At 61.4% G+C, this 23,507-nt stretch carries 21 protein-coding genes; 8 read left to right on the top strand and 13 right to left on the bottom strand.

Translation table 11 applies throughout. From position 1 onward, the window contains the following. Positions 1-8: 8 nt before the first annotated feature. The 5 genes from metW to JOE29_RS22245 all read right to left on the bottom strand — a co-directional run bounded on the left by metW (position 9) and on the right by JOE29_RS22245 (position 4,185). Positions 9-629 (bottom strand): methionine biosynthesis protein MetW, encoded by a 621-nt coding sequence (metW, locus tag JOE29_RS22265; RefSeq protein WP_003316724.1) that lies wholly within the window; start codon positions 627-629, stop codon positions 9-11. Positions 630-636: 7 nt separating this feature from the next. After that, entirely contained in the window at positions 637-1,776 is a 1,140-nt protein-coding gene (locus JOE29_RS22260; RefSeq protein ID WP_003316725.1) for a homoserine O-acetyltransferase, read from the bottom strand. A 266-nt stretch (positions 1,777-2,042) separates the two neighbouring features. Next, on the bottom strand, positions 2,043-2,633 hold the full coding sequence (locus tag JOE29_RS22255; protein WP_003345162.1) for a YggT family protein: 591 nt from the start codon (positions 2,631-2,633) through the stop codon (positions 2,043-2,045). Between the two features lie 25 nt (positions 2,634-2,658). Further along, positions 2,659-3,477 (bottom strand): pyrroline-5-carboxylate reductase, encoded by an 819-nt coding sequence (proC, locus tag JOE29_RS22250; RefSeq protein ID WP_024683364.1) that lies wholly within the window; start codon positions 3,475-3,477, stop codon positions 2,659-2,661. 21 nt (positions 3,478-3,498) lie between these two features. Beyond that, positions 3,499-4,185, bottom strand: coding sequence for a YggS family pyridoxal phosphate-dependent enzyme (locus JOE29_RS22245; RefSeq protein WP_103362847.1), 687 nt, complete (start codon positions 4,183-4,185; stop codon positions 3,499-3,501). Positions 4,186-4,240: 55 nt separating this feature from the next. Between JOE29_RS22245 and JOE29_RS22240 the strand changes: the two genes are divergently transcribed. Beyond that, a complete protein-coding gene (locus JOE29_RS22240; RefSeq protein ID WP_003345166.1) occupies positions 4,241-5,275 on the top strand; it encodes a type IV pilus twitching motility protein PilT in 1,035 nt (344 codons plus the stop codon). 94 nt (positions 5,276-5,369) lie between these two features. On the opposite strand, the gene JOE29_RS22235 is transcribed toward JOE29_RS22240, so the two are convergent. Beyond that, positions 5,370-6,050 carry a C40 family peptidase gene (locus JOE29_RS22235; protein ID WP_016567009.1) on the bottom strand — a complete coding sequence of 227 codons (681 nt, stop codon included), beginning with the start codon at positions 6,048-6,050 and terminating at the stop codon, positions 5,370-5,372. Between the two features lie 250 nt (positions 6,051-6,300). Here JOE29_RS22235 and JOE29_RS22230 point away from each other — a divergent pair, with 250 nt between their 5' ends. Next, positions 6,301-6,705, top strand: a complete 405-nt coding sequence (locus tag JOE29_RS22230; RefSeq protein WP_003345171.1) for a TM2 domain-containing protein — start codon at positions 6,301-6,303, stop codon at positions 6,703-6,705. A gap of 282 nt (positions 6,706-6,987) precedes the next feature. Here the strand turns inward: JOE29_RS22230 and JOE29_RS22225 are convergent, their stop codons facing one another. The 7 genes from JOE29_RS22225 to gshB all read right to left on the bottom strand — a co-directional run bounded on the left by JOE29_RS22225 (position 6,988) and on the right by gshB (position 13,144). Next, a complete protein-coding gene (locus JOE29_RS22225) occupies positions 6,988-8,259 on the bottom strand; it encodes a dihydroorotase (RefSeq protein ID WP_003366140.1) in 1,272 nt (423 codons plus the stop codon). Then, positions 8,256-9,260 (bottom strand): aspartate carbamoyltransferase catalytic subunit, encoded by a 1,005-nt coding sequence (locus tag JOE29_RS22220; protein WP_003316734.1) that lies wholly within the window; start codon positions 9,258-9,260, stop codon positions 8,256-8,258. Before JOE29_RS22220 ends, JOE29_RS22225 begins: the two co-directional genes overlap by 4 nt. A 12-nt stretch (positions 9,261-9,272) precedes the next feature. Further along, positions 9,273-9,785, bottom strand: coding sequence for a bifunctional pyr operon transcriptional regulator/uracil phosphoribosyltransferase PyrR (pyrR, locus tag JOE29_RS22215; RefSeq protein WP_003316735.1), 513 nt, complete (start codon positions 9,783-9,785; stop codon positions 9,273-9,275). A 242-nt stretch (positions 9,786-10,027) separates the two neighbouring features. Beyond that, positions 10,028-10,468: a Holliday junction resolvase RuvX gene (ruvX, locus tag JOE29_RS22210; protein WP_002551734.1), complete on the bottom strand. Its 441-nt coding sequence runs from the start codon at positions 10,466-10,468 to the stop codon at positions 10,028-10,030. Beyond that, on the bottom strand, positions 10,468-11,040 hold the full coding sequence (locus JOE29_RS22205) for a YqgE/AlgH family protein (protein ID WP_003392236.1): 573 nt from the start codon (positions 11,038-11,040) through the stop codon (positions 10,468-10,470). The genes ruvX and JOE29_RS22205 overlap by 1 nt, the downstream gene beginning before the upstream one ends. Before the next feature lie 75 nt (positions 11,041-11,115). Continuing rightward, complete coding sequence (locus JOE29_RS22200; protein ID WP_003316738.1) at positions 11,116-12,018, bottom strand: energy transducer TonB; 903 nt, start codon at positions 12,016-12,018, stop codon at positions 11,116-11,118. A 166-nt stretch (positions 12,019-12,184) separates the two neighbouring features. Next, positions 12,185-13,144: a glutathione synthase gene (gene gshB / locus JOE29_RS22195; RefSeq protein ID WP_103362850.1), complete on the bottom strand. Its 960-nt coding sequence runs from the start codon at positions 13,142-13,144 to the stop codon at positions 12,185-12,187. A gap of 254 nt (positions 13,145-13,398) precedes the next feature. Between gshB and pilG the strand changes: the two genes are divergently transcribed. From pilG to JOE29_RS22165, 6 genes are read left to right on the top strand one after another with little or no spacing between them, the layout of a single operon-like run. Continuing rightward, on the top strand, positions 13,399-13,809 hold the full coding sequence (pilG, locus tag JOE29_RS22190) for a twitching motility response regulator PilG (protein ID WP_002551738.1): 411 nt from the start codon (positions 13,399-13,401) through the stop codon (positions 13,807-13,809). A gap of 46 nt (positions 13,810-13,855) precedes the next feature. Beyond that, entirely contained in the window at positions 13,856-14,221 is a 366-nt protein-coding gene (gene pilH / locus JOE29_RS22185) for a twitching motility response regulator PilH (RefSeq protein WP_003316741.1), read from the top strand. 14 nt (positions 14,222-14,235) lie between these two features. Beyond that, positions 14,236-14,775 carry a chemotaxis protein CheW gene (locus tag JOE29_RS22180; RefSeq protein WP_003316742.1) on the top strand — a complete coding sequence of 180 codons (540 nt, stop codon included), beginning with the start codon at positions 14,236-14,238 and terminating at the stop codon, positions 14,773-14,775. 50 nt (positions 14,776-14,825) lie between these two features. Further along, positions 14,826-16,868: a methyl-accepting chemotaxis protein gene (locus JOE29_RS22175; RefSeq protein WP_003414357.1), complete on the top strand. Its 2,043-nt coding sequence runs from the start codon at positions 14,826-14,828 to the stop codon at positions 16,866-16,868. 47 nt (positions 16,869-16,915) lie between these two features. Continuing rightward, positions 16,916-22,900: an Hpt domain-containing protein gene (locus JOE29_RS22170; RefSeq protein WP_210079869.1), complete on the top strand. Its 5,985-nt coding sequence runs from the start codon at positions 16,916-16,918 to the stop codon at positions 22,898-22,900. Next, positions 22,893-23,363: a chemotaxis protein CheW gene (locus tag JOE29_RS22165; protein WP_003392217.1), complete on the top strand. Its 471-nt coding sequence runs from the start codon at positions 22,893-22,895 to the stop codon at positions 23,361-23,363. Before JOE29_RS22170 ends, JOE29_RS22165 begins: the two co-directional genes overlap by 8 nt. Positions 23,364-23,507 lie beyond the last annotated feature (144 nt).

Here is a 23,507-nt window from a genome sequence, read left to right as displayed (position 1 = left end):
ACGGTCGATTAAACGGCAATCCTGTGGTCCGTCAACCCGGGGCTGGTGACGCGGTAGATACCGATCTCGCCGAGCAGATTGGGCCAGAGCTTGCTGGCCCAGCCATGACGGTGCTGCTGATCGACCGCCAGCCTGTCGAGCACCTGCGCATCGCGCTCGCGGCACAGCTCTTCGAAGTCGCCGAAGGTGCAGAAGTGAATGTTCGGCGTGTTGTACCAGGTATACGGCAGAAATTCGGATACCGGCATGCGGCCTTTGCTGGCCAGGTACCAGCGGCAGCGCCAGTGGCCGAAATTCGGGAAGGTGATGATGCACTGGCGACCGACGCGCAGCATCTCGTCGAGGATTCGGTCAGGATAATGCACCGCTTGCAGAGCCTGGGTCATGACCACGACGTCGAAGCTGTTGCTGGCGAAGTTGCCCAGCCCCTTGTCGAGGTCCTGCTCGATGACGTTGATGCCCTTGGCGACGCACTCGGCAATGTTGGCCGCGTCGTTTTCCAGTCCGTAGCCAGTGACCTGCTTGTGGTCACGCAGCCAGGTCAGCAATTCGCCGTCACCGCAGCCCAGGTCGAGCACGCGGCTGCCCGCGGGAATCCATTCCTGAATGATTTCCAGATCGGCTCTCATGGCGTCCTCACAACGAAATTCGGTTCATGTAATTACCGAAAGCCTGCAAGTAGCGCGGAATCGGGATCAGAAAAGCGTCGTGGCCCTGCGGTGCGTCGATTTCCAGGTAGCAGACGTCCTTGCGCGCGGCCATCAGCGCGTCCACCAGTTCCCGCGAGCGGGCCGGCGAGAAGCGCCAGTCGGTGGTGAACGACATCACGCAGAATTTGGCGGTGGCGTTGGCGAAGGTCTTGGCCAGGTCGTCGTTGAAGTTTGCCGCAGGGTCGAAGTAATCCAGTGCCTTGGTCATCAATAGGTAGGTATTGGCGTCGAAACGCCCGGAAAACTCCTCACCCTGATAGCGCAGATAGCTTTCGACCTGGAACTCGACACTGTGGAAGTCGTAGTTGAGTTTTTCGCTCTTCAGGCCACGGCCGAATTTCTCGCCCATCGAGTCATCCGACAGGTAGGTGATGTGCCCAACCATCCGCGCCAGCATCAGGCCGCGCTTGGGAATCACACCGCGCTCCTGGAACGAGCCACCGTGAAATTCCGGGTCGGTGAGAATGGCCTGGCGGGCCACCTCGTTGAACGCGATGTTCTGCGCCGACAGCTTGGGCGCCGAGGCGATTGCCAGGCAGTGGCGCACGCGGTGCGGATAGCTGATGGTCCATTGCAGCGCCTGCATACCGCCCAGGCTGCCGCCAATCACCGCAGCCCAGGTGTCGATACCGAGCAGATCGGCCAGCCGGGCCTGGCTGTTGACCCAGTCTTCGACCGTCACCACCGGGAAGTTGGCGCCGAACGGCTTGCCGGTGTCCGGGTCAATGCTGCTCGGCCCGGTGGAGCCATTGCAACCGCCCAGGTTGTTGAGGCTGACGACGAAGAATTTTTGGGTGTCGATAGGCTTGCCGGGACCGATACAGCTGTCCCACCAACCGGGTTTGCGGTCATCGGCGCTGTGGAAACCTGCGGCATGGTGATGCCCGGACAGCGCATGACAGATCAGCACGGCATTGCTGCGTGCGGCGTTGAGTTGACCGTAGGTTTCGTAAATCAGGTCATAGGCTGGTAACGAACGACCGCAGGCCAGCGCCAGAGGCTCGCTGAAATGCGCCGTTTGCGGTGTGACCAGTCCGACAGAATCGTGGGGGAATACCGTGGGCATCGACCCTGCTCTCGCGTGAATGAGGCGTAAGTCTAAAGACCGCGGGGTGCAGCGGCAATAAGGGATATTGTGAGACGTAAATCAACGGCACGATAGTTAAGGCTGTTGTAGGAGCGAACTTGTTCGCGAAGGCGTTGCTTGGGTCGATATATCCTCTTTGGATGTACCTACCCCTTCGCGAACAAGTTCGCTCCTACGGCCTACGGCCAGAATCAAAAGCGGACTTGTGTGTAACGTCGAGCATTGGAACGTGGGAACAAGAGTGCTTACATCAACAGCCGCAGCACATCCGGCATGCCGCTCATGGCGGCGAGGTTGTTGATGACCAGCATGTCCAGCAGCTTGAGTACCAGGAATGCGAGGATCGGCGAGATGTCCAGGCCGCCCAGGTTCGGGACGATCTTGCGGAACGGTGCCAGCGCCGGTTCGCAGATCTGGTTGACCAGTTCCGCGCCAGGGTTATGGCTGCCCGGTGCGACCCACGACAGAATCACGCTGATGATCAGGGCAAAGAAGAAGATCTTCAGGAACAGCGCGGTGACGCTGATGATCGACCACAGCAGCAGGTGCAGCGGGTCGCCCGTGGTGCCGAACATCAGCAGCAGGGTCAGGGCCATCAGGATCATCTGCACGATGATCGCCAGCACCAGCGACGACATGTCCAGCCCGAACAGGCTGGGGATGATGCGCCGCAGCGGCTTGAGCAGCGGTTGGGTGGCGCGCACGATGAACTGGCACAGCGGGTTGTAGAAGTTGGCCCGTACCAGTTGCAGGACAAAGCGCAACAGCACGATCAGCAGGTAAAGACTGCCAAGCGTCTGCAGGACGTAAATTGCAGCGGTGTTCAATCCGATCATCGATCTGCTCCAGAAAACCCGAAAATTATTTGCCCAGTTGTTCAGCCAGCTCGGCTGCACGATGGTCTGCGGCGGTCAGTGCCGTTTCCACCAGTGCCTCGAAACCGCCCGCCTGGAATGCCTTGATGGCGGCCTCGGTGGTCCCGCCCGGTGAGGCGACACGCCGCCGCAGTTCGCCTGCGTCCACATCACTGCCGGTCGCGATCAAGGCCGAGCCCAGCGCTGTTTGCAGGGTCAGCTTTTTAGCGATGTCCTCCGGCAGCCCCAGTTTCACGCCTGCCGCGGTCATCGCCTCCATCATCAAAAAGAAATACGCCGGACCGCTGCCGGACACTGCCGTGACAGCGTCCATGTGTTTTTCCTGCTCGACCCAGACCGCAACGCCGACCGCGGCCAACAATGTCTCGGCCTGTTCACGCTGCTCGGACGTGACGTTGTCGGTCGCGTACAGCCCACTGGCCCCCTGACGCAGCAGCGAGGGCGTGTTGGGCATGCAACGCACCACCGGCTGCTCGCCCAGCCATTGCGTCATGCTGGCGCAGGTGATGCCGGCCGCGACCGAAACAATCAGCTGGTGAGGTTCGAGACTGGACTTCAAGCCCTGGCAGACGTCTTTCATCATCTGCGGCTTGACCGCCAGCACCACCACGTCGGCGCCTTGGATCGCCTCGGCGTTGTCAGCGAATACCTTGATACCGTGGTCGTTGGCGATGCGCTCGCGGGTTTCGGCACCCGGCGCACTGGCACTGATCAGTGCCGCCTCCACGCCCTGGGCGCGCAGGCCGCCGATCAGGCTGGCGGCCATGTTTCCGGCACCGACGAAGGCAATACGGGTCTTGCTCATGAAGGGGTCCTTATGAAGAGGTTATGGCTGGCCATAGTCGCGGGCACCAAAAAGAGCGGTGCCGATGCGTACCCAGGTCGCGCCTTGTGCAATGGCGGCTTCCAGGTCGTGGCTCATGCCCATGGAAAGTGTGTCGAGCGGCAGGTTCAACTGCTCCTGCAGCGTGCGCACTGCGGCGAAAGATGCATCCTGCGCCGCAGGATCGTCTGTGGGCTCGGGGATGGCCATCAGGCCGCGCAACCTGAGTCGCGGCAGGGCGATGATGGCAGCGGCCAGTGCAGGCAGGTCCTGAGGCGTGCAGCCCGACTTGCTGGCTTCGCCACTGACGTTCACCTGAATGCAGATGTTCAGCGGTTCAAGCGCTTCGGTGCGTTGCTCGGACAGGCGTTGAGCGATTTTCAGGCGGTCCACGGAATGTACCCAGTCGAAGTTCTCTGCGATAGCTCGCGTCTTGTTCGATTGAATGGGGCCAATGAAGTGCCAGCACAAGGGCAGGTCGCTCAGTTCGAGCTGTTTGCCCAGTGCTTCCTGTAGATAATTTTCGCCAAAATCGCGCAAACCTGCGGTGTAAGCTTCACGCAGGTCACTGGCGGGCTTGGTTTTGCTCACCGCCAGCAGGCCGACGGACGCCGGATCGCGCTCAGCGGCAAGCGCTGCGTCGCGAATTCGCTGTTCGAGCGTTGAAATGTTCGCTGCTATCGTAGACATTGATTTGCGCCAGCAGGGCTAAAGTCTGCGGCATTCTATGTGATTGAGGAGCTGTATGGATATTACCGAGCTGCTGGCCTTCAGTGCCAAACAGGGCGCGTCGGACTTGCACCTCTCTGCAGGTCTGCCGCCGATGATCCGCGTCGACGGCGATGTACGGCGTATCAATCTGCCCCCGCTGGACGCGAAGGAGGTCAAGGCGCTGATCTACGACATCATGAACGACAAGCAACGGCAAGACTTCGAAGAGCGTCTGGAAACCGACTTTTCCTTTGAAGTGCCGGGCGTGGCGCGGTTTCGGGTCAACGCCTTCAACCAGAATCGCGGTGCCGGCGCGGTATTCCGGACCATTCCCTCGAAAATCCTGAGTATGGAAGACTTGGGCATGGGCAATGTGTTTCGCAAGATTACCGACGTGGCGCGAGGCCTGATTCTGGTCACCGGGCCGACCGGTTCAGGCAAGTCGACCACCCTTGCGGCGATGATCGACTACCTCAATTGCAACAAGCATCACCATATCCTGACCATCGAGGACCCGATCGAATTCGTCCACGAGTCGAAGAAGTGCCTGGTCAACCAGCGCGAGGTGCACCGCGACACGCTGGGCTTCTCAGAGGCGCTGCGCTCGGCGTTGCGTGAAGACCCGGACGTGATTCTGGTCGGTGAAATGCGTGACCTGGAGACCATCCGCCTGGCGCTGACCGCTGCTGAGACCGGCCATCTGGTATTCGGCACGCTGCACACCACGTCAGCGGCCAAGACCATCGACCGGATCGTCGACGTGTTTCCGGCTCAGGAAAAATCGATGATTCGCTCGATGCTCTCCGAATCGCTGCACGCCGTGGTCTCGCAGGCGTTGCTCAAGAAGGTCGGCGGTGGACGCGTGGCGGCGCACGAAATCATGATGGGCACCCCGGCGATCCGTAACCTGATCCGTGAGGACAAGGTGGCGCAGATGTATTCGTCGATCCAGACGGGCGGCTCGATGGGCATGCAGACGCTGGACATGTGTCTGGCCGATCTGGTGAAGAAGGGGCTGATCACCCGCGAAAGCGCACGCGAACGCGCCAAGGTGCCGGATAACTTCTGATCACGGGGATGCTGCAGGAACGAAAAAGGGGTCTTGAACGCGTTCAAGACCCCTTTTTCAGATGCAGCTTGCAGACCGTAGATTCTGGCCAGGATCAGCGCTGAACGACACGCATCTGCCCTGTCTGCTTGGGCAACACACGCTTGGCAATCTTGTAGTGGCTGTTCCAATACGGTTTGTTCAGCGTATCGACAGTTACGGCCTTGCCACGGCGCGGCGCATGAACGAACTTGTTGTCGCCCAGGTAAATGGCGACGTGGTTGATGTTGCGGCTCTTGATGTTGAAGAACAGCAGATCACCGGGTTTCAGGTCCTTGCGATCCACCGTTTGACCATGACCCTGGGCCATGGCATTGGAGGTGCGTGGCAGGTCGACCTCACGGACATCCGTGTAGGCGTATTTGACCAGTCCGCTGCAATCCAGGCCTTTACCGGGCGTGTTGCCACCCCAGCGATAAGGCGTGCCCACAGCCTGCAAGGCGCGCTTTACAACGGCGTTGCCTTGCTTGGCAGGGGCAGAAGCCTGCAAGGCCGCGACTTTCTTGGCGTTCTTGCGTGAAAGCGGCTTCTGGACGGCGTGGGTACCAGTGCCGTACTGAGTTCGGGTGGTGGTGGCTTCCTGGGGTGCATTGCGAGTCGCGAGTGCCGATGAAGAGTGGCTTTTGGCTGTGTAGCCCGAGAAGCTCGCAGGAAGTTGTTGCTCACGATTGGTGGCGTGGGCGGCCAGAGGCATAAATAGGCAAATGGTTAGCCATGTCTTGAAAAAAGGACGCATTCGGCAGGGCTCATGGTGGTCAGCGCGCAACTTTATAACAGCTTTTTGAAAAAAACTGACCCCATTTGTCGAGCGCATCACAGTGGCATCATTGCGTTTTATGCGACAGACTCTTTCTTTTTTTGGCCCAATCCCTTTAGCGACAAGGGCTTGGCGGCATTAAACCGCCTCATGTGCCATACGTCGGAATAGGGAAACCAAGTCACAATTTTGTTATGTATTTTTTTCTATCAGCACAAAGAGGGCAAAAATGAACGCCTATCGTTCAGACACACACAGCAAGGTCATGGGCTACCTGATGTGGATTTTCGGGTTCTTGGGAGCGCATCGCTTCTACTACGGCAAGCCGGTCACCGGGACCATCTGGTTCTTCACATTCGGTCTGTTTGGCATCGGCTGGCTGATCGACCTGTTCCTGATCCCGTCGATGGACCGTGACGCCGACCTGCGCTTTACACCTGGCTCCACCGACTACAGCGTGGCGTGGGTGCTGTTGACCTTCCTCGGTCTCTTCGGTGTACACCGCATGTACCAGGGCAAGTGGATCACCGGGATCATCTACCTGTTTACCGGCGGGTTGTTTCTGGTCGGCATCCTCTATGACTTCTGGACATTGAATGACCAGATCTCGATGAAGAACGCCCGACGCGGGTAAGGCTGGGACGAAGGGCTGACGCAGAGCGCGGCCCGGACACCTATCGTTCCTCACGCTCTGCGTGGGAATGCCTGTCGTGACGCTCCGCGTCACAAATCTGCGCCGCGCCGCATGCTCAAGACCGGACGCAGAGCGTCCAGAACGGCATGCCGACGCGGAGCGTCGCACGATAGTCGAAACCCTTCGCGAACAAGTTCGCTCCTACGGCCTTCGGCCAGAATCAAAAGCGGACTTGTGTATAACGATGAGCGCTCTGTGCGGGAGCGAGAGCCCGGAGCGGGCTCAACGGCTGTAGCTGATCCGTCCATCCACCAGTGTGTAGCGTACCGAGCCGGGCAGGCAGTGGCCGATGAAGGGGCAGTTTTCGCCTTTTGACAGCCAGGTCTCGCCGGCAACCGTCGAGGCGGCAGGGTCGAACAGGACGATGTCTGCCGGCGCTCCTGCACTCAGTTTGCCGGCTGGCAGGCGCAGCGCGGCGGCAGGGCCGCTGCTCAGGCGGGCGATCAGGGTCGGCAGGTCCAGCAGACCGTCATCCACCAGCGTCATGGCCAGCGGCAGCAGCAGTTCGACGCTGCTGATGCCTGGCTCCGTAGCGCCAAACGGTGCCAGCTTGGCATCGCGTTCGTGCGGCTGGTGATGGCTGGAAATCGCCTGGATGACACCGCTCTTCACCGCTTCACGCAGGCCATCGCGGTCAGCGCGGGTGCGCAGTGGCGGCTGCACGTGATAGAGGCTGGAGAAGTCGATCAGCGCCTCGTCAGTCAGAATCAACTGATACAGCGCGACATCCGCCGTCACCGGCAGACCGCGCGCCTGCGCCTGGGCAATCAGCGCCGCACCACGTGCACTGGTCAGCTGGCTGAAGTGCGCGCGTACACCGCTCTGTTCGACCAGCAACAGGTCGCGAGCCAGCGCCACGGTCTCGGCCGTCTCGGGAATGCCCGCCAGGCCCAGGAAGCTGGCCGTCGGACCGTCGTGCGCCAGACCGCCTTCGGCCAGATCACGATCCTGCGAGTTGAAAATCACCGTCAGGTCAAAGGTCGCCGCATATTCCAGCGCCCGGCACAGCGTGCGGGTGTTGCTGAAGCTGCTCAGGCCGTTGCCGAAGGCCACGCAGCCTGCGTCGCGCAGGGCGATCAGTTCTGCCAGCTGTTCGCCTTCCAGGCCCTTGCTCAGCGCCCCGATGGGGAACACCTTGCTGAACCCGGCCTCACGGGCGCGATCCAGAATCAGCTCGGCCACCGCCGAGGTGTCGAGCACCGGTTTGGTACGTGGCGGGCAGCACAGGCTGGTCACGCCGCCTGCCACCGCCGCGCGGGTTTCGCTGGCAATGCTGCCCTTGCGACTGTAGCCCGGCTCGCGCAGTGATACGTTGAGGTCGACCAGGCCCGGTGCTGCAACCAGCCCGGTAGCGTCGATGGTCTGGGTGGGCTCGAAACCCGCCGGTGCCGAACCGATGGCGCTGAGTTTGCCTGCTTCGAGGTGCAGGTCAGTGATTTGATCCAGCCCGCTGACCGGGTCGATGACGCGAGCGCCGAGGATGCTGAGCTTCACTGGGCGTTCTCCTGTTCGAATTGGCGTTGTGCGTTCTGTCCGCTCATGGCCATGGACAGCACCGCCATGCGGATCGCGATACCGTAAGTCACTTGATTGAGAATCACCGAATGCGCGCCGTCGGCCACTGCCGATTCGATCTCCACGCCGCGGTTGATCGGGCCGGGGTGCATGACTATCGCATCCGGCTTCGCGGCTTCCAGACGCGCAGTGGTCAGGCCGAACAGGCGATAGAACTCGCCTTCGCTGGGCAGCAGGCCACCGGTCATGCGTTCGCGCTGCAGACGCAGCATGATGACCACGTCCACGTCCTTCAAACCTTCGTTGAGGTCGGTGTAGACCTTGACCCCGTATTGTTCGACGCCCACCGGCAGCAGGGTTTTCGGCCCGATCACGCGGATATCCGGGCAGCCCAGCGCCTTGAGCGCGAGCATATTGGAGCGTGCCACCCGTGAATGCAGGATGTCACCGACGATGGCCACCGACAGGTTCTCGAAACCGCCCTTGTGGCGGCGGATGGTCAGCATATCGAGCATGCCCTGGGTCGGGTGAGCATGGCGGCCGTCGCCGCCGTTGATGATCGCGACGTCCGGGCATACGTGCTCGGCAATGAAGTGCGCCGCACCTGAATCCGCGTGGCGCACGACGAACATGTCGGCGGCCATCGCTTCGAGGTTGCGCAGGGTGTCGAACAGCGTTTCACCCTTGCTGGTGGACGAGGTCGAGACGTTCAGCGTGATCACGTCGGCTGACAGGCGCTGGGCCGCCAGCTCAAAAGTGGTCCGGGTGCGCGTGGAGTTCTCGAAGAACACGTTGCACACCGTCTTGCCGCGCAACAACGGGACTTTCTTGACCGCCCGGGCGCCGACTTCGAGGAACGAGTCGGCCGTGTCGAGAATTTCGGTGAGCAGCTCGCGGGGCAAGCCGTCCAGAGACAGGAAATGGCGCAGCTGGCCCAGGTGGTTGAGCTGCAGCGGGCGCTTGGCGTCGAGAGGCGTCATCGCAATGGACTCTTAAAGGGCGGTGGAGAGGTCTTGAAGTTCGAGCGCCAGCGGCTCGGGGCCGGACAGCTTGATGCGTTCATTCGGTGCCAGCGCCAGGGTGGCGCCGACCACGTTCGGACGTACCGGCAGTTCACCGGCGTCCAGGTCCAGCAGGCAGACCAGCGTGACACTGGCCGGGCGGCCGTAATCGAACAGTTCGTTGAGTGCGGCACGGACAGTACGGCCGCTCATCAGCACGTCATCGATCAGCACCAGGTGCTGGCCTTCGATCTCGAACGGCAGTTCAGAAGGGCGCACTTGAGGGTGCAGGCCGTTCTGGCTGAAATCATCGCGATAGAACGAAACGTCCAGCGTGCCCAGCGGAGCGGGGTTGTTCAGTGCCTTGAGCAGCGCCTGGGCAACCCAGACACCGCCGGTGCGGATGCCGATGAAACGAGGGTCGCTGATGCCGCGCTTGCTCAGGTGAGCGTTCAGGTCAGTGGCCATCTGACGAATCAGTTCGGCGGGATCGGGCAGGCTCATGGTTGCTCCTTTGAGGCTCGGGCAGCGTCCTTCCCAGACTGTGTAAAAACTACTGCGCTTGGCAATACTGCGTTAAAAACAGGCGAAAAATGCTCATTTAGAACACCTAGACTCCGCTTTTTCGCCTGTTTTTGCCTTGTCTTGCCTTCGCTCGTGACGTTTTTACACAGTCTGGTCCGTGGCGCGATGCTCAAGCGATAACGTGGAATCCGGGTATCTCGAAGCGATAAAGGCAGAAAAAGTCACACATTCAATAGTTCGGGGTGCTCATCCAGCCAGCCTTGCAGCAACAGCGCAGCGGCAATGGCGTCCACCGGATTGTCGCGATAGCTGCCTTTCTGGCCGCCGCGCGCCATGCGCTCGCCCTTGGCTTCGAAGGTGGTCAGGCGTTCATCATGGGTGTAGACCGTTACACCAAAGCGTCCGTTGAGCTTGCGCGAAAACTTTTCCGCGCGCGCGCTCATGTCGCTGGGCGTGCCGTCCATGTTCAACGGCAGGCCCACCACGATCGCATCAGGTTTCCATTCGTTGATCAGCGCCTGGACCTTGTCCCAGTCCGGCACGCCATTCTGCGCCTTGAGCGTACAGAGTTCACGTGCCTGGCCGGTAATCGCCTGGCCGACCGCAACGCCGATCTGTTTGGTGCCGTAATCAATGCCCAGCAGCAGCCGTAAGGCGGCCATCAAGCGTGCCCCGCCTGGGTCGAGATCAGGTTGAGGTTGATGCCCAGGCGTCTGGCGGCAGCATCCAGACGCTGCTCGCTGTCGACATCGAACAGGATGGCCGGGTCGAACGAACAGGTCAGCCAGGCATTGTCGGCCATTTCAGCGTCCAGTTGACCGGCGTCCCAGCCCGCGTAACCCAGGGTGATCACATTTTGATCAGGCCCGTAGCCATCGGCGATGGAGAACAGCACATCCTGAGAGGTCGACAAGGAAATCCCGCCCGGAAGATTGACCGTGGCCTGAAAGGTCTGGCCGCTGGGATGCAGGACAAAGCCGCGATCGGTCTGCACCGGCCCGCCGGTATGAATGACGATGTCCTGGCAGTGTCTCGGCGCCGGAAGCTCCGGTCGCAGTTGTTCGAGCACATCGGCCAGGGTCAGGCTTTGCGGGCGGTTGATCACCAGCCCCATGGCGCCATTGGCGTTGTGCTCGACAATGTAGGTCAAGGTCTGAGCAAAGTTCTCATCGTGCATATGAGGCATGGCGATGAGGAAATGATGCTTGAGATAACTCGGAGAGACTTTTTTCATGAGCCCTAGTTTGGCGTTGCCTTGCCCGGCTGACAACTGACACGTGTGTGTGTCGGGCGTCAGCTGGCAAAAAGTTCAGTTGCTTGACAGCTTGTCTCCGCGTGCAAATTTCCAGGTGCGAATGATCTCCAGTCGATCGATATCCGCCAGATCGCCGGTGAACGGCGCAAAAGGCGCCGCCAGACGCACGATCCGCTGTGCGGCCTGATCCAGCAAAGGCTGTCCTGAAGATTCGAGCACCAGCACTTCATACAACGAGCCGTCCCGATTGATTGACACAAGAAGTCGCAAATTACCGTAGATCTGCTTGCGTCGTGCTTCCTCAGGATAGTTCAGGTTTCCGACCCGCTCGACCTTCTTGCGCCAGTCATCCTTGTACCAGGCACCTTTGTCGCGCATGGTCGATGCCGCATTGAGGCGGTGGATCTTCGGGCGCTTGGCGTAAAGCTGCTGTTCGGTCGACAGTTCGGCTTCGAGGCTGGCAATTTCGTTGCTCAGTTCCGAGCTGTCGAAGGTCGGTGCGGCCTTGGTGGTGGGCTCGGGCTTGACCTCATCGCGCTTGGCAACGGTTTTCTGCTGACTGGGCGCGGTGGTCGCGACGGCAGTCTTAGGTGCTTCCTGTTTGACCACCGGCTTGCTGGCCGGGGGCGGCGTGACCTTGTTGACCTTGGTGTCCTGATAGGGCGCCAGCTCAGTGGTCTTGAGCGTTTCGGCCTTGTCCAGAGTGCCGCTGCCCTGCTGATCGTCTTGCGCCAGAAAGTCAGCCTGTTTGGGCTTTTCTTCGCTTTTGAAGCTGGCCAGGGTGATTTCCAGCGTCTGCGAGATCTGCTCCGGCTTTACATAGGTGAAGCCCACGCCAAGGATCACCGCGAGGTGAATCAGCGCCGCGATCATCATGGTAAAACCCAGGCGATCGGCAGGGCGCACACCGGCGTTGGCGAGTTCCAGGGGGAGGTCGTTGTTGGCCATGGATGTCATTGGCGGTTCAGCATCTCGTCAGCCTGCATGTCAAAATCCGTGTCGTGTTACAGGTGGCGCATGATAACGCAATGTGCCGCGCCACTCTGCTGCGGATCGGACCAAGGGAATCGATCTGGCGCCGTGGCGCACGGTGTTGCCCGTGGCCAGCGGCGTCAGCGGCTGATCAGCCCTTGCGCGCTTGCAGCTTCTTCTCGATCGCGTCCATCAGCAGGCCACCAATGTTGGTGCCGAAGGCGTTGTCGATCTCGCGGATGCAGGTCGGGCTGGTGACGTTGATTTCGGTCAGGTGCTCACCAATCACGTCGAGGCCGACGAACAGCAGGCCTTTTTCACGCAGGGTCGGGCCGATCTGTTCGGCGATCCAGCGGTCCTTGTCGCTCAACGGACGGGCCTCGCCACGTCCACCTGCCGCCAGGTTGCCACGCGTCTCGCCGGCTGCCGGGATGCGCGCCAGGCAATACGGGACCGGTTCGCCATCGACCATCAGAATGCGTTTGTCGCCGTCCTTGATGGCCGGCAGGTAACCCTGCGCCATGATTTGCTGCGTGCCGTGGGCGGTCAGGGTTTCGAGGATCACTGACAGGTTCGGATCGCCCGCACGGTGGCGGAAGATCGACGCGCCGCCCATGCCGTCCAGCGGCTTGAGGATCACGTCGCCGTGCTGTTCGGCGAATTCACGGATGATGTCCGCGCGGCGGCTGACCAGCGTCGGCGGTGTGCACTGCGGAAACAGTGTGGCGAACAGCTTCTCGTTGCAGTCGCGCAGGCTCTGCGGCTTGTTGACCACCAGTACCCCGGCACGCTCGGCCTGCTCCAGCAGGTAAGTGGCGTAGACGAATTCCATATCGAACGGCGGATCCTTGCGCATCAGGATCACGTCCATGTCGTCGAGACCTGCGTCGACTTCGGCTTCGAACTCGAACCACTTGGCCGGATCGGCAAATACCTTGAGCGGCTTCATGCGTGCGCGGGCCTGACCAGCGTTCTGATACAGGTCTTTCTGTTCCATATAGAACAGTGACCAGCCGCGTTCCTGGGCGGCAAGCAGCATGGCCAGCGAGCTGTCCTTTTTATAGGAAATGCGCTCAATGGGGTCCATGACAATCCCTAGGCGAACGCTCATGGGCAATATCCTCTGATCGGTAAGGGCCGCAACGGCCGTAAAATTGGCATCAGGGTGGCGCTCCGATTGCTCCCGGTCAAGGGGCAGGCCTGCCGCGATGCGCCAAGGTGCACTTTATGGATTGCGTCTGGAGAGTGTGCTAAAAAGGCTCGGCATCCGGTCTTCGGTCCCAGTCGATCAACGAAGCGATACCGTCAGGCTCCCAGTGCCTCGCAGAATGCGCAAAAATTCGCTGCGGCGATGGAAGAGCAGCTATGGAACAACACGCCTCCGCCCTGAAAGTCATGGTCATCGATGATTCGAAGACCATCCGCCGCACCGCCGAAACACTGCTCAAGAACGCAGGTTGTGAAGTCATCACTGCGATAGACGGTTTCGACGCGCTGGCCAAGATTGCCGATAACCACCCGCGAATCATATTCGTCGATATCATGATGCCGCGTCTGGACGGTTATCAGACCTGCGCGCTGATCAAGAACAACCGGGCATTCAAGTCGACGCCGGTCATCATGCTGTCCTCCAAGGATGGCCTGTTCGACAAGGCCAAGGGGCGGATTGTCGGTTCCGATCAGTTTTTGACCAAGCCTTTCAGCAAGGAAGAACTGCTCAGCGCGATCAAGGCTCATGTGCCGGGCTTCGTTGCAGCAGAACAACACATATCATGACGCCCGCGCCTGATGTAGCGCGCTCGTAATCTGACGGGGAACACCCATGGCTCGAATATTGATCGTCGATGACTCGCCGACTGAAATGTACAAACTCACCGGCATGCTGGAAAAGCACGGTCATGAAGTGCTCAAGGCCGAAAACGGTGCTGATGGCGTGGCCCTGGCCCGTCAGGAAAAGCCCGATGCCGTGCTGATGGATATCGTCATGCCGGGGCTCAACGGTTTTCAGGCCACGCGCCAGCTGACCAAGGATGCCGACACCAGCATGATCCCGGTGATCATGATCACCACCAAGGATCAGGAGACCGACAAGGTCTGGGGCAAACGCCAGGGCGCGCGGGATTACCTGACCAAGCCGGTGGACGAAGAAACCCTGATGAAAACCCTGAATGCGGTGCTGGCCGGCTGATTGCCGGAATCGCCATGGCCGAGCCGCGCACCGCTTTTGAACTGCTTCTGGATATGGATCGACGCTGTCGTTCGCTGGCGGCGGGCCTGCCGCTGCAGGAAGCCCATCAGCAGGACTGGGTCGGCATCGGCTTTCGCATGGGCGAGCAACGCTTTGTCGCGCCGATTGGCGAGATCGCCGAAATCCTTCACGAACCCCATCATGCGGTAATGCCCGGTGTGAAGTTCTGGGTGGCGGGTATCGCCAATCTGCGCGGTCGGTTGCTGCCACTCATGGATCTGTGCGGGTTTTTCGGCCACGAACTGGCGCCGGTGCGCAAACAGCGCCGGGTGCTGGTGGTCGAGCATCATGACGTATTTGCCGGTCTGCTGGTCGATGAAGTGTTCGGCATGCAACGTTTCAGTCAGTTGAGCCTCATACCCCAGACCCCGCAGGACATGGATCAGCGTATGGTGCCGTTCCTGCGCGGGCAATTTATCCGCGAGCAGGCGTGGCAGATATTCAGCCCGTGGGCGCTGGTGCAGTCTGCGGATTTCATGGACCTGGCGTCCTAGCATGTCGGGCCTGGTGTGTTTCACAATTGATCCAGGCGGGGGCCTGATTAATGAGTAGTACAGACCGGTCAAGGGAAGGCGCAAGAAGCCGGACGCAGATTATTCTGCTGTTCGTGGCGCTTATCGTTTTCATCATGTTGCTGTTCGCCAACTTCGCCTACCTCAACACTCAGTCCAACTACGACAAACAGTACATCGGGCATGCCGGTGAGCTGCGCGTCCTGTCGCAACGCATCGCGAAAAACGCCACCGAAGCGGCTGCCGGCAAAACCCAGGCGTTCAAGTTGCTGGCCGATGCGCGCAATGATTTCGACGTGCGCTGGGGCTACCTGAGAAAAGGCGACCCGGCCACCGGCCTGCCTGCGGCTCCTGATCTGATACGCGACGAATTGCGCACCGTGCAACGTGACTGGGAAGGGCTGCGCAAGAGCACCGACGTGATTCTGGCCAGCGAACAAACCGTTCTGTCGCTGCATCAGGTGGCGGCGACGCTGGCCGAAACCATTCCGCAATTGCAGGCCGAATACGAAAAAGTCGTCGAGAACCTCCTGCAAAGCCGTGCCCCTGCCGCACAGGTGGTGGTTGCGCAACGCCAGGCATTACTCGCAGAACGGATTCTCGGCTCGGTCAACACCGTGCTGGCTGGCGATGAAACGGCTGTGCAGGCCGCCGATGCCTTTGGCCGCGATGCCAGCCAGTTCGGGCGTGTGCTTAACGGCATGCTGGAGGGCAACGCCACGCTGCGCATCTCCCAGGTCGAGGACCGCGATGCGCGGGCGCGGCTGGCGGAGATCGCCGAACTGTTCGAATTCGTCTCAGGCTCCGTGGACGAGATTCTCGAAACCTCGCCCGAGCTGTATCAGGTGCGCGAGGCCTCGGGCAACATCTTCAACACCTCACAAACCCTGCTGGATGAAACCTCGGTACTCGCCAACAGCCTGGAAAACCTCGCCAAGCGCCGCACCGTGAACACCGTCGGCGGCTATGTGCTGGGCTTGCTGGCACTGGCCTCGATCATCCTCATCGGTCTGGTCATGGTGCGCGAGACCAATCGCCAGTTGCGCGAAACCGCGCAGAAGAGCGAGCGCAACCAGACGGCGATCATGCGCCTGCTGGACGAGATCGAGAACCTCGCCGACGGCGACCTGACGGTCACGGCCTCGGTGACCGAGGACTTCACCGGGGCGATTGCCGACTCCATCAATTACTCCATCGACCAGTTGCGCGAGCTGGTGGTGACCATCAACCTGACCGCCGAGCAGGTGGCGGCAGCGGTGACCGAAACCCAGGCGACGGCCATGCAATTGTCGGCTGCCTCAGAGCATCAGGCGTTGCAGATCAGTGCGGCGTCGACAGCGATCAACGACATGGCGGCGTCCATCGATCAGGTTTCGACCAACGCCTCGGAGTCCTCGGCCGTGGCGGAGCGTTCCGTGACAATTGCCAATAAAGGCAACGAGGTCGTGCAAAACACCATTCACGGCATGGACAACATTCGCGAGCAGATTCAGGACACCTCCAAGCGCATCAAACGTCTGGGCGAGTCATCCCAGGAGATTGGCGACATCGTCAGCCTGATCGACGACATTGCCGACCAGACCAACATCCTGGCCTTGAACGCCGCTATTCAGGCGTCGATGGCGGGCGATGCCGGACGGGGGTTTGCCGTGGTAGCCGACGAAGTGCAGCGGCTGGCCGAGCGTTCGTCGTCTGCGACCAAGCAGATCGAAACGCTGGTCCGGGCCATCCAGAACGACACCAACGAGGCGGTTATCTCCATGGAGCAGACCACCAGCGAAGTGGTGCGTGGCGCACGCCTGGCGCAGGACGCCGGGGTGGCGCTGGGGGAAATCGAAGGGGTGTCCAGGGTGCTGGCCGAGCTGATCGAAAGTATCACCGACGCCGCCCACCAACAGGCCGAGTCTGCCGGGCAGATTTCGCAGATCATGACCGTCATTCAGCAGACCACTTCGCAGACCACCTCGGGCACATCGGCCACCGCTGAAAGCATCGGCAACCTGGCGAAAATGGCCAGCGAAATGCGGCGCTCGGTATCGGGCTTTGCCCTGCCGTCATCGAAGAAAGCCGGATGATGTGCCGCTCATGAACAACCTTGATTGGGTAACGGACGGTACTCGTCATGGCTGATCGTCACGATTACGTTGCTCTTGAGTGGCTGAAGGGCGAGATCGCCGAAACGCTGCGCCAGGCCCGTCAGGCGCTGGACCTGTTCATCGAAGACCCGGCCAATGCTGCGGCGATGGCCGAGTGCCTGAACCTGGTGCATCAGGTTCACGGCAGTCTGCAGATGATCGAGTTCTATGGCGCCGCGTTGCTGGCCGAGGAAATCGAGCAACTGGCGCTGGCGGTCCAGCAGAACCGTGTCAGCCATCCGATCGAGTCCGAGCAACTGCTGATCCAGGCCATGAGTCAGTTGCCGGTTTACCTGGAGCGCATTCATTCCGCGCGCCGCGACCTGCCGCTGGTGGTCTTGCCACTGCTCAATGACCTGCGCAGCGCGCGGGGCGAAAGTCTGCTCTCGGAAACCAGCCTGTTCGCCCCGCAGCTGGTCGTCGTGCCGGCGCTTGATGACGAAGAGCTGGCGCGGCGCAATACCCCGGAATTGCCCAACCTGCTGCGCAAGCTGCGCCAGACCCTGCAGGCGGCGCTGGCCGGCCTGATGCGCGAGCAGGGCGTGCAGACCCAGCTCGGTTACATGGCCAAGGTGTTTGCCCGGCTTGAGCAGTTGTGCGAAGACGCGCCGCTCGGTGCGCTCTGGCGGATCGCCTCGGCCCTGGTTGAAACCATGCTCAACGGCAACTTCACCAACAGCCCGGCGCTGCGCAGCCTGTTGAAGGACGCCGACAAGGAACTCAAGCGGCTGGCCGAGCAGGGCGTCACCGGCATCAATCAGCCCGCCCCCGAAGAGCTGTTGAAAAGCCTGCTGTTCTATATCGCCAAGTCCGACAGCCTGGCGCCGAAGATGCTCGACCTCAAGGACCAGTACGCGCTGGCCGATGCCTTGCCCGGCAACGACGTGGTCAACGAGGAGCGCGCCCGCATGGCCGGTCCGGACCGTGACGCCATGCGTTCGGTGATCGTGGCCTTGTGCGAAGGGCTGGTCAGGGTCAAGGAACGGCTCGACGTGTTCGTGCGCGGCGACCGTCAGCATGTCAGCGAGCTGAACGCGTTGCTGCCGCCGTTGCGGCAGATTGCCGATACCCTGGCGGTGCTGGGTTTCGGCCAGCCGCGCAAGGTGATCATCGATCAGTTGTCTGTGGTCCTCGGTCTGGCCCAGGGGCAGCGCGAGCCCAGCGACGCTGCGCTGATGGATGTGGCGGGTGCCTTGCTCTACGTCGAATCGACCCTTGCCGGCATGGCCGGGAGCCACGAGCAGGTCAGCCGCGAAGAAAGCCGCCTGCCGACCACCGACCTGACGCAGATTCATCAACTGGTGATTCGCGAAGCCCGCACCGTGTTGCAGCAGGCCAAGGATGTGATCCTCGATTACATCGACGGCGAGTGGGACCGGCAGCGGCTCGATCCGCTGTGCGCGCTGATCGTGCAGGTTCGTGGTGCGCTGGCCATGATCCCGCTGGCCCGTGCGGCCAGCCTGCTGGCCGCCTGCAACGAATACATTCAGGAACACCTGCTGGTGGACGAAACCCGTCCCACCTGGGTTCAGCTCGATTGCCTGGCCGACACCATCACTGGCATCGAGTATTACCTGGAGCGCATGCTCGAAGATCATCAGGCGCCGGGCGACCAGGTGCTCGACATGGCCCAGCAAAGCCTGGCACGGCTGGGCTATACGCCTGCTGCGGACACCCTCGAAGTGCCGTTGCTCGAAGAAATCATCACTCAGGACGAGTTGCTGGAACTGGATGACCGCAAGGCGCTGGTCAGCCCCACGCAAACCATTGCCCAGGTCCTCGCCAGCCCGGTCTCGGCCGTTAACCCGCCCGCCCGTAACGTCCCCACCAGCCTGTTGCCGCCCTCGGCCGGGGAAGAGGCGGTGGACGACGAGTTGCGCGATGTGTTTCTCGAAGAGGCCGACGAGGTGCTCGACGCGCTGCGCGAGTACCTGCCGCGCTGGTTCGCCTCGCTCGGCCGCGACGGCCATTGGGACAGTACGGCGCTGACCGAAGTGCGTCGTGCGTTTCATACCCTCAAGGGCAGCGGCCGGATGGTGCGTGCGCTGATCCTCAGCGAACTGGCCTGGTCGGTGGAAAACCTGCTCAACCGGGTGCTGGAAGGCGATGTGCTGCCGGGCCTGGAAGTGCAGCAACTGATGAGTGAAGTGCAGACGCTGCTGCCGTCGGTTATCCGCGATTTTGCCGAAGATGCGCAGTGCCAGCGCGACGATGTCGACCTGTTGGCGGCTCGCGCCCATGCGTTGGCCAATGGGCGCGAGCCACCGACGCTGCCGGCCGTGGATGATCCTGCGCCAGGCAAACCTGTTGCCGACGAACCGCTCGATCCACAGTTGCTGGAGATTTTCCGTCAGGAAGCGCTCGGCCATCTGAATACCCTCGGCCGCTTCCTCGACAATGCCGAACAATCAGCGTCGCCGGCGATCAGCGACGCGGTGCTGCGTGCGTTGCATACGCTCAAGGGCAGCGCGCACATGGCCGGGGTGCTGCCGATTGCCGAACTGGCCAGCCCGCTCGACCAGTTAGTGCGTGAATACAAGGCCAACCTGATCGATATCGGTTCACCGGAGCTCGTCCTGCTGCGCAGCGCCGAACCGTTGCTGCACAAGGGCCTCGAACAACTGGACAGCACGCCGCTGGCCGATATTCCGGGCGCCGCGCCGCTGATCGAGGCTGCCCTGGCGATGCTCAACGACCGCCTCACCGTGGTGCTGCGCGAGTCGGACAGCGGCCTGCGTATCAAGCGCAACCCCACGCTGCTCGCCGGTTTTCTGGCCGAAGGCATGGACATCGTGCTGGATGCGGAAAACCTGCTGCGGGGCTGGCGGCAGCACCCCGGCGAACGCCAGGAACTGAGCGCGCTGCTCGACGAGCTGACCACCCTCGGTCATGGCGCGCATCTGGCCGACCTGCCGCAGGTCGATGAGCTGTGCGAAGCCTTGCTCGACCTCTACGGCGCGGTCGAGGAAAGCAGTCTGGCAGTCAGCGAGCGCTTTTTCGATGTGGCAGAAAATGCTCACGAAGCGCTGATCAACATGCTTGATCAGGTGGCCGCTGGTCAGGATGTCGAGCCACGTCCCGAATGCGTGCGTGCCTTGAACCAGTTGCTGGATCAGGCGCTTGACCCTTCGGCGACCGGGCTGGTCAAGAGCGACGGCCACCGCACCTTGAGCGTTACCGAGCTCAACGCCGCCACCGCGCAGCTGGCCAGCGAGGCCGGGCACACTGAGACTGAAGTTGCCGGGCCGGACGACGAAATCGTCGAGATATTTCTGGAAGAGGCCGTCGATATCCTCGACAGCGCCGGCCAAGCCTTGCAGCGTTGGCTGGCCGATCCGGAAAACCCTGCGCCGCTGGCCTCCTTGCAGCGCGACCTGCACACCCTCAAGGGCGGTGCGCGGATGGCTGAGGTGGCCGAGGTGGGCGACCTGGCCCACGAACTGGAAAACCTCTACGAGGGATTGATCGACCGGCGCTTCAACCATTCGCCGACGCTGGCCGAGCTGCTGCACGAGAGCCACGACCATCTGGCCATTCTGCTTGAGCAGCTGTATCGGCAGGAAGCGCTCAGCGACCCTTCGGCCTTGATCGAGGCGCTGCGCAGCTGCCGCACGCTCGAGAACGCCGGGCCTGAGGCGCAGGACTCGCCTGCCGCCAGTGAAGATCCTCCAGAGCATGACACCGAGCTGCGTGAAGTCTTCCTCGAGGAAGGTTTCGACATCATGGAAAGCTCGGGCGCGGCATTGGCGCGCTGGCAGGCCGATCCGCACAACATGCTGGAAGTTGAAAACCTGCTGCGCGACCTGCACACCCTCAAGGGCGGCGCGCGGATGGTGGAAATTGCTCCGATAGGCGACCTCGCCCACGAGCTGGAGACGCTTTACGAGGGGCTTTCCGCCGGCAGCCTGCAGCCTGCGCCGTTGATGATGGGGCTGTTGCAGAGCGGCCAGGATGTGCTGGCCGACATGCTCGATGCCGTGCGCAGTGACAAGCCGCTGCCTGACGCGACCTTGCTGATTGAGAGCATTCGCAGACTGGCCACCGACGAGCCGTCGGGCGCAGTGCTGGCTGCGCAGGGCCTGGAGGTCCATCCGGAGTCGGTGGTCGCCGTGGCCCCGGTCGCCGAGGGCGAGGTCGAGCGCAGTGGTCCGGAAATGGTCAAGGTGCCTGCCGAGCAACTGGAAGACCTGGTCAACCTGGCCGGCGAAACCTCCATCTTCCGTGGACGTATTGAACAGCAGATTATTGATTCACAGATCGCCCTGGTAGAGATGGAAACCACCATCGAGCGGATGCGCGATCAGTTGCGTCGTCTTGATATGGAAACCCAGGGGCGCATTCTCAGCCGTGAGCAGGTTCAGGCCGAGCGGCTGGGCTATGAAGAGTTCGACCCGCTGGAAATGGACCGCCATTCCCAGTTGCAGCAGTTGTCGCGCGCTTTGTTCGAATCGGCGTCCGACCTGATGGACCTCAAGGAAACCCTCGGCGCGCGTGCACGCGACGCGGAAACGCTGCTGTCGCAACAGGCCAGGGTCAACACCCAGCTTCAGGAAGGCCTGATGCGTACGCGCATGGTGCCGTTCGAACGATTGGTGCCGCGCCTGCGTCGCGTGGTGCGCCAGGTGGCCTCGGAACTGCACAAGAAAGTCCATTTCGAAGTGGGCAACGCCGACGGTGAAATGGACCGCAACGTGCTGGAACGAATGGTCGCGCCACTGGAGCACATGCTGCGCAATGCCGTCGATCACGGGCTTGAAAGCACCGAAAAACGCATCGCTGCCGGCAAGCCGGAACAGGGCCATATCAGTCTTGAGCTGATGTACGAAGGCGGCGATATGGTCATCGAACTGAGCGATGACGGCTCGGGCGTTGACCTCGCAGCGGTACGCCGCAAAGCCATCAAGCGCGGCATGATCCATCCGGATGCCGATCTGTCCGACCATGAAGTGCTGCCGTTCATCCTGCAGGCGGGTTTTTCCACCAGCGAGATCATCACCCAGATTTCCGGCCGTGGCGTGGGCATGGATGTGGTGCACGCCGAGGTCAAGCAACTGGGCGGTTCGATGGTCATCGACTCGGTACCGGGCCAGGGCACGCGCTTCCGTATTCGACTGCCGATTTCGGTGTCGGTCAACCGGGCGTTGATGGTGACGTGCGGCGAAGAACAGTATGCGGTGCCGCTCAATACCGTCGATGGCATCGTGCGCGTCATGGCCAATGAACTGGACGGCTATTACCAGACCACCCCGCCGCGCTATCAATATGGTGGGCGCAGTTACGAGTTGCGCTATCTGGGCGAGTTGCTGGGCAGCAGTCCGCCCCGGCTGGCCGGGCAATTGCAGCCGCTGCCGGTGTTGCTGGTGCATCTGCAGGATCAGTGGGTGGCGGTGCAGGTCGATGCGCTGGCAGGCTCGCGCGAGATCGTGGTCAAGAGCCTCGGCCCGCAGTTCTCCAGGGTGCAGGGCATTTCCGGTGCGACCATCCTGGGTGACGGGCAAGTGGTGCTGATTCTTGATCTGATGGCGAAGATTCGTACCTTGCAGGGCTTGCCTTTCAGAGGAGGCATGGCGCCTGCCTACCACGAAGCCGAGCACGCCAGACCGCTGTTGGTGATGGTAGTGGACGATTCGGTGACGGTGCGCAAAGTTACCAGCCGCTTGCTGGAACGCCACGGCATGCACGTGCTGACCGCCAAGGACGGTGTCGATGCCATGACCCTGTTGCAGGAGCACACGCCTGACATCATGCTGCTCGATATCGAAATGCCGCGCATGGACGGCTTTGAAGTCGCCAGCCAGATCCGCCAGGACGAACAGCTCAAGGAATTGCCTATCATCATGATCACCTCCCGCTCGGGCCAGAAGCATCGCGATCGGGCGATGGCGGTGGGCGTCAACGAGTACCTGAGCAAGCCGTATCAGGAAACCATATTGCTGGAGAGCATCGCTTACTGGAGCCAGGCACATGTCTGAAGGCACGTTTCAGACAAGCCGTCTGACCAGCCTGACCGGCTTGCTGGTGCCGTTGAGTGACCGGCATCTGCTGCTGCCCAATGTCGCGGTCGCCGAGTTGATCGATTATCAGGATTGCAGCGCAGAGCCGGATGCCCCTGAGTGGTACCTCGGGCCGATCAGCTGGCGCGAACTGACCTTGCCACTGCTCAGCTTCGAAGCTGCCTGCGGAGGCCGCACCCGCGTTGGCGGTCGAGCCCGGATCGTGGTGCTCAACGCGCTGGGCGGACGCAACGATGTCAGATTCATCGCCCTGCTGACTCAGGGCATCCCGCGCTCGTGCAAGGTCGACAGCCAGTTGAGCTACGTCGACGTCCCGCTGGCCGAACTGGAACTGGCCGCCGTACAGATCGGCGAAACCGTAGCCCGCATTCCCGACCTCGAAGGGCTGGAACAATGGTTGGTGGATGCAGGGCTGTCATAGTTAAAGAGGACGCGGAGCGTCCAGAACGGCATGCGACGCGTAGCGCCGCACGATAGGGTGATGATCGTTCCTCACGCACAGCGTGGGAATGCCGTGCGTGACGCTCCGCGTCACAGATCTGCGCCGCGCCGCACACTCAAGGCA

Source organism: Pseudomonas sp. PvP009, from assembly GCF_017832995.1.
Taxonomy (GTDB): Bacteria; Pseudomonadota; Gammaproteobacteria; order Pseudomonadales; family Pseudomonadaceae; genus Aquipseudomonas; species Aquipseudomonas syringae.
The sequence above is the reverse complement of the archived record's forward strand: the minus strand, read 5'-3'. Positions and strand labels throughout refer to the sequence as shown.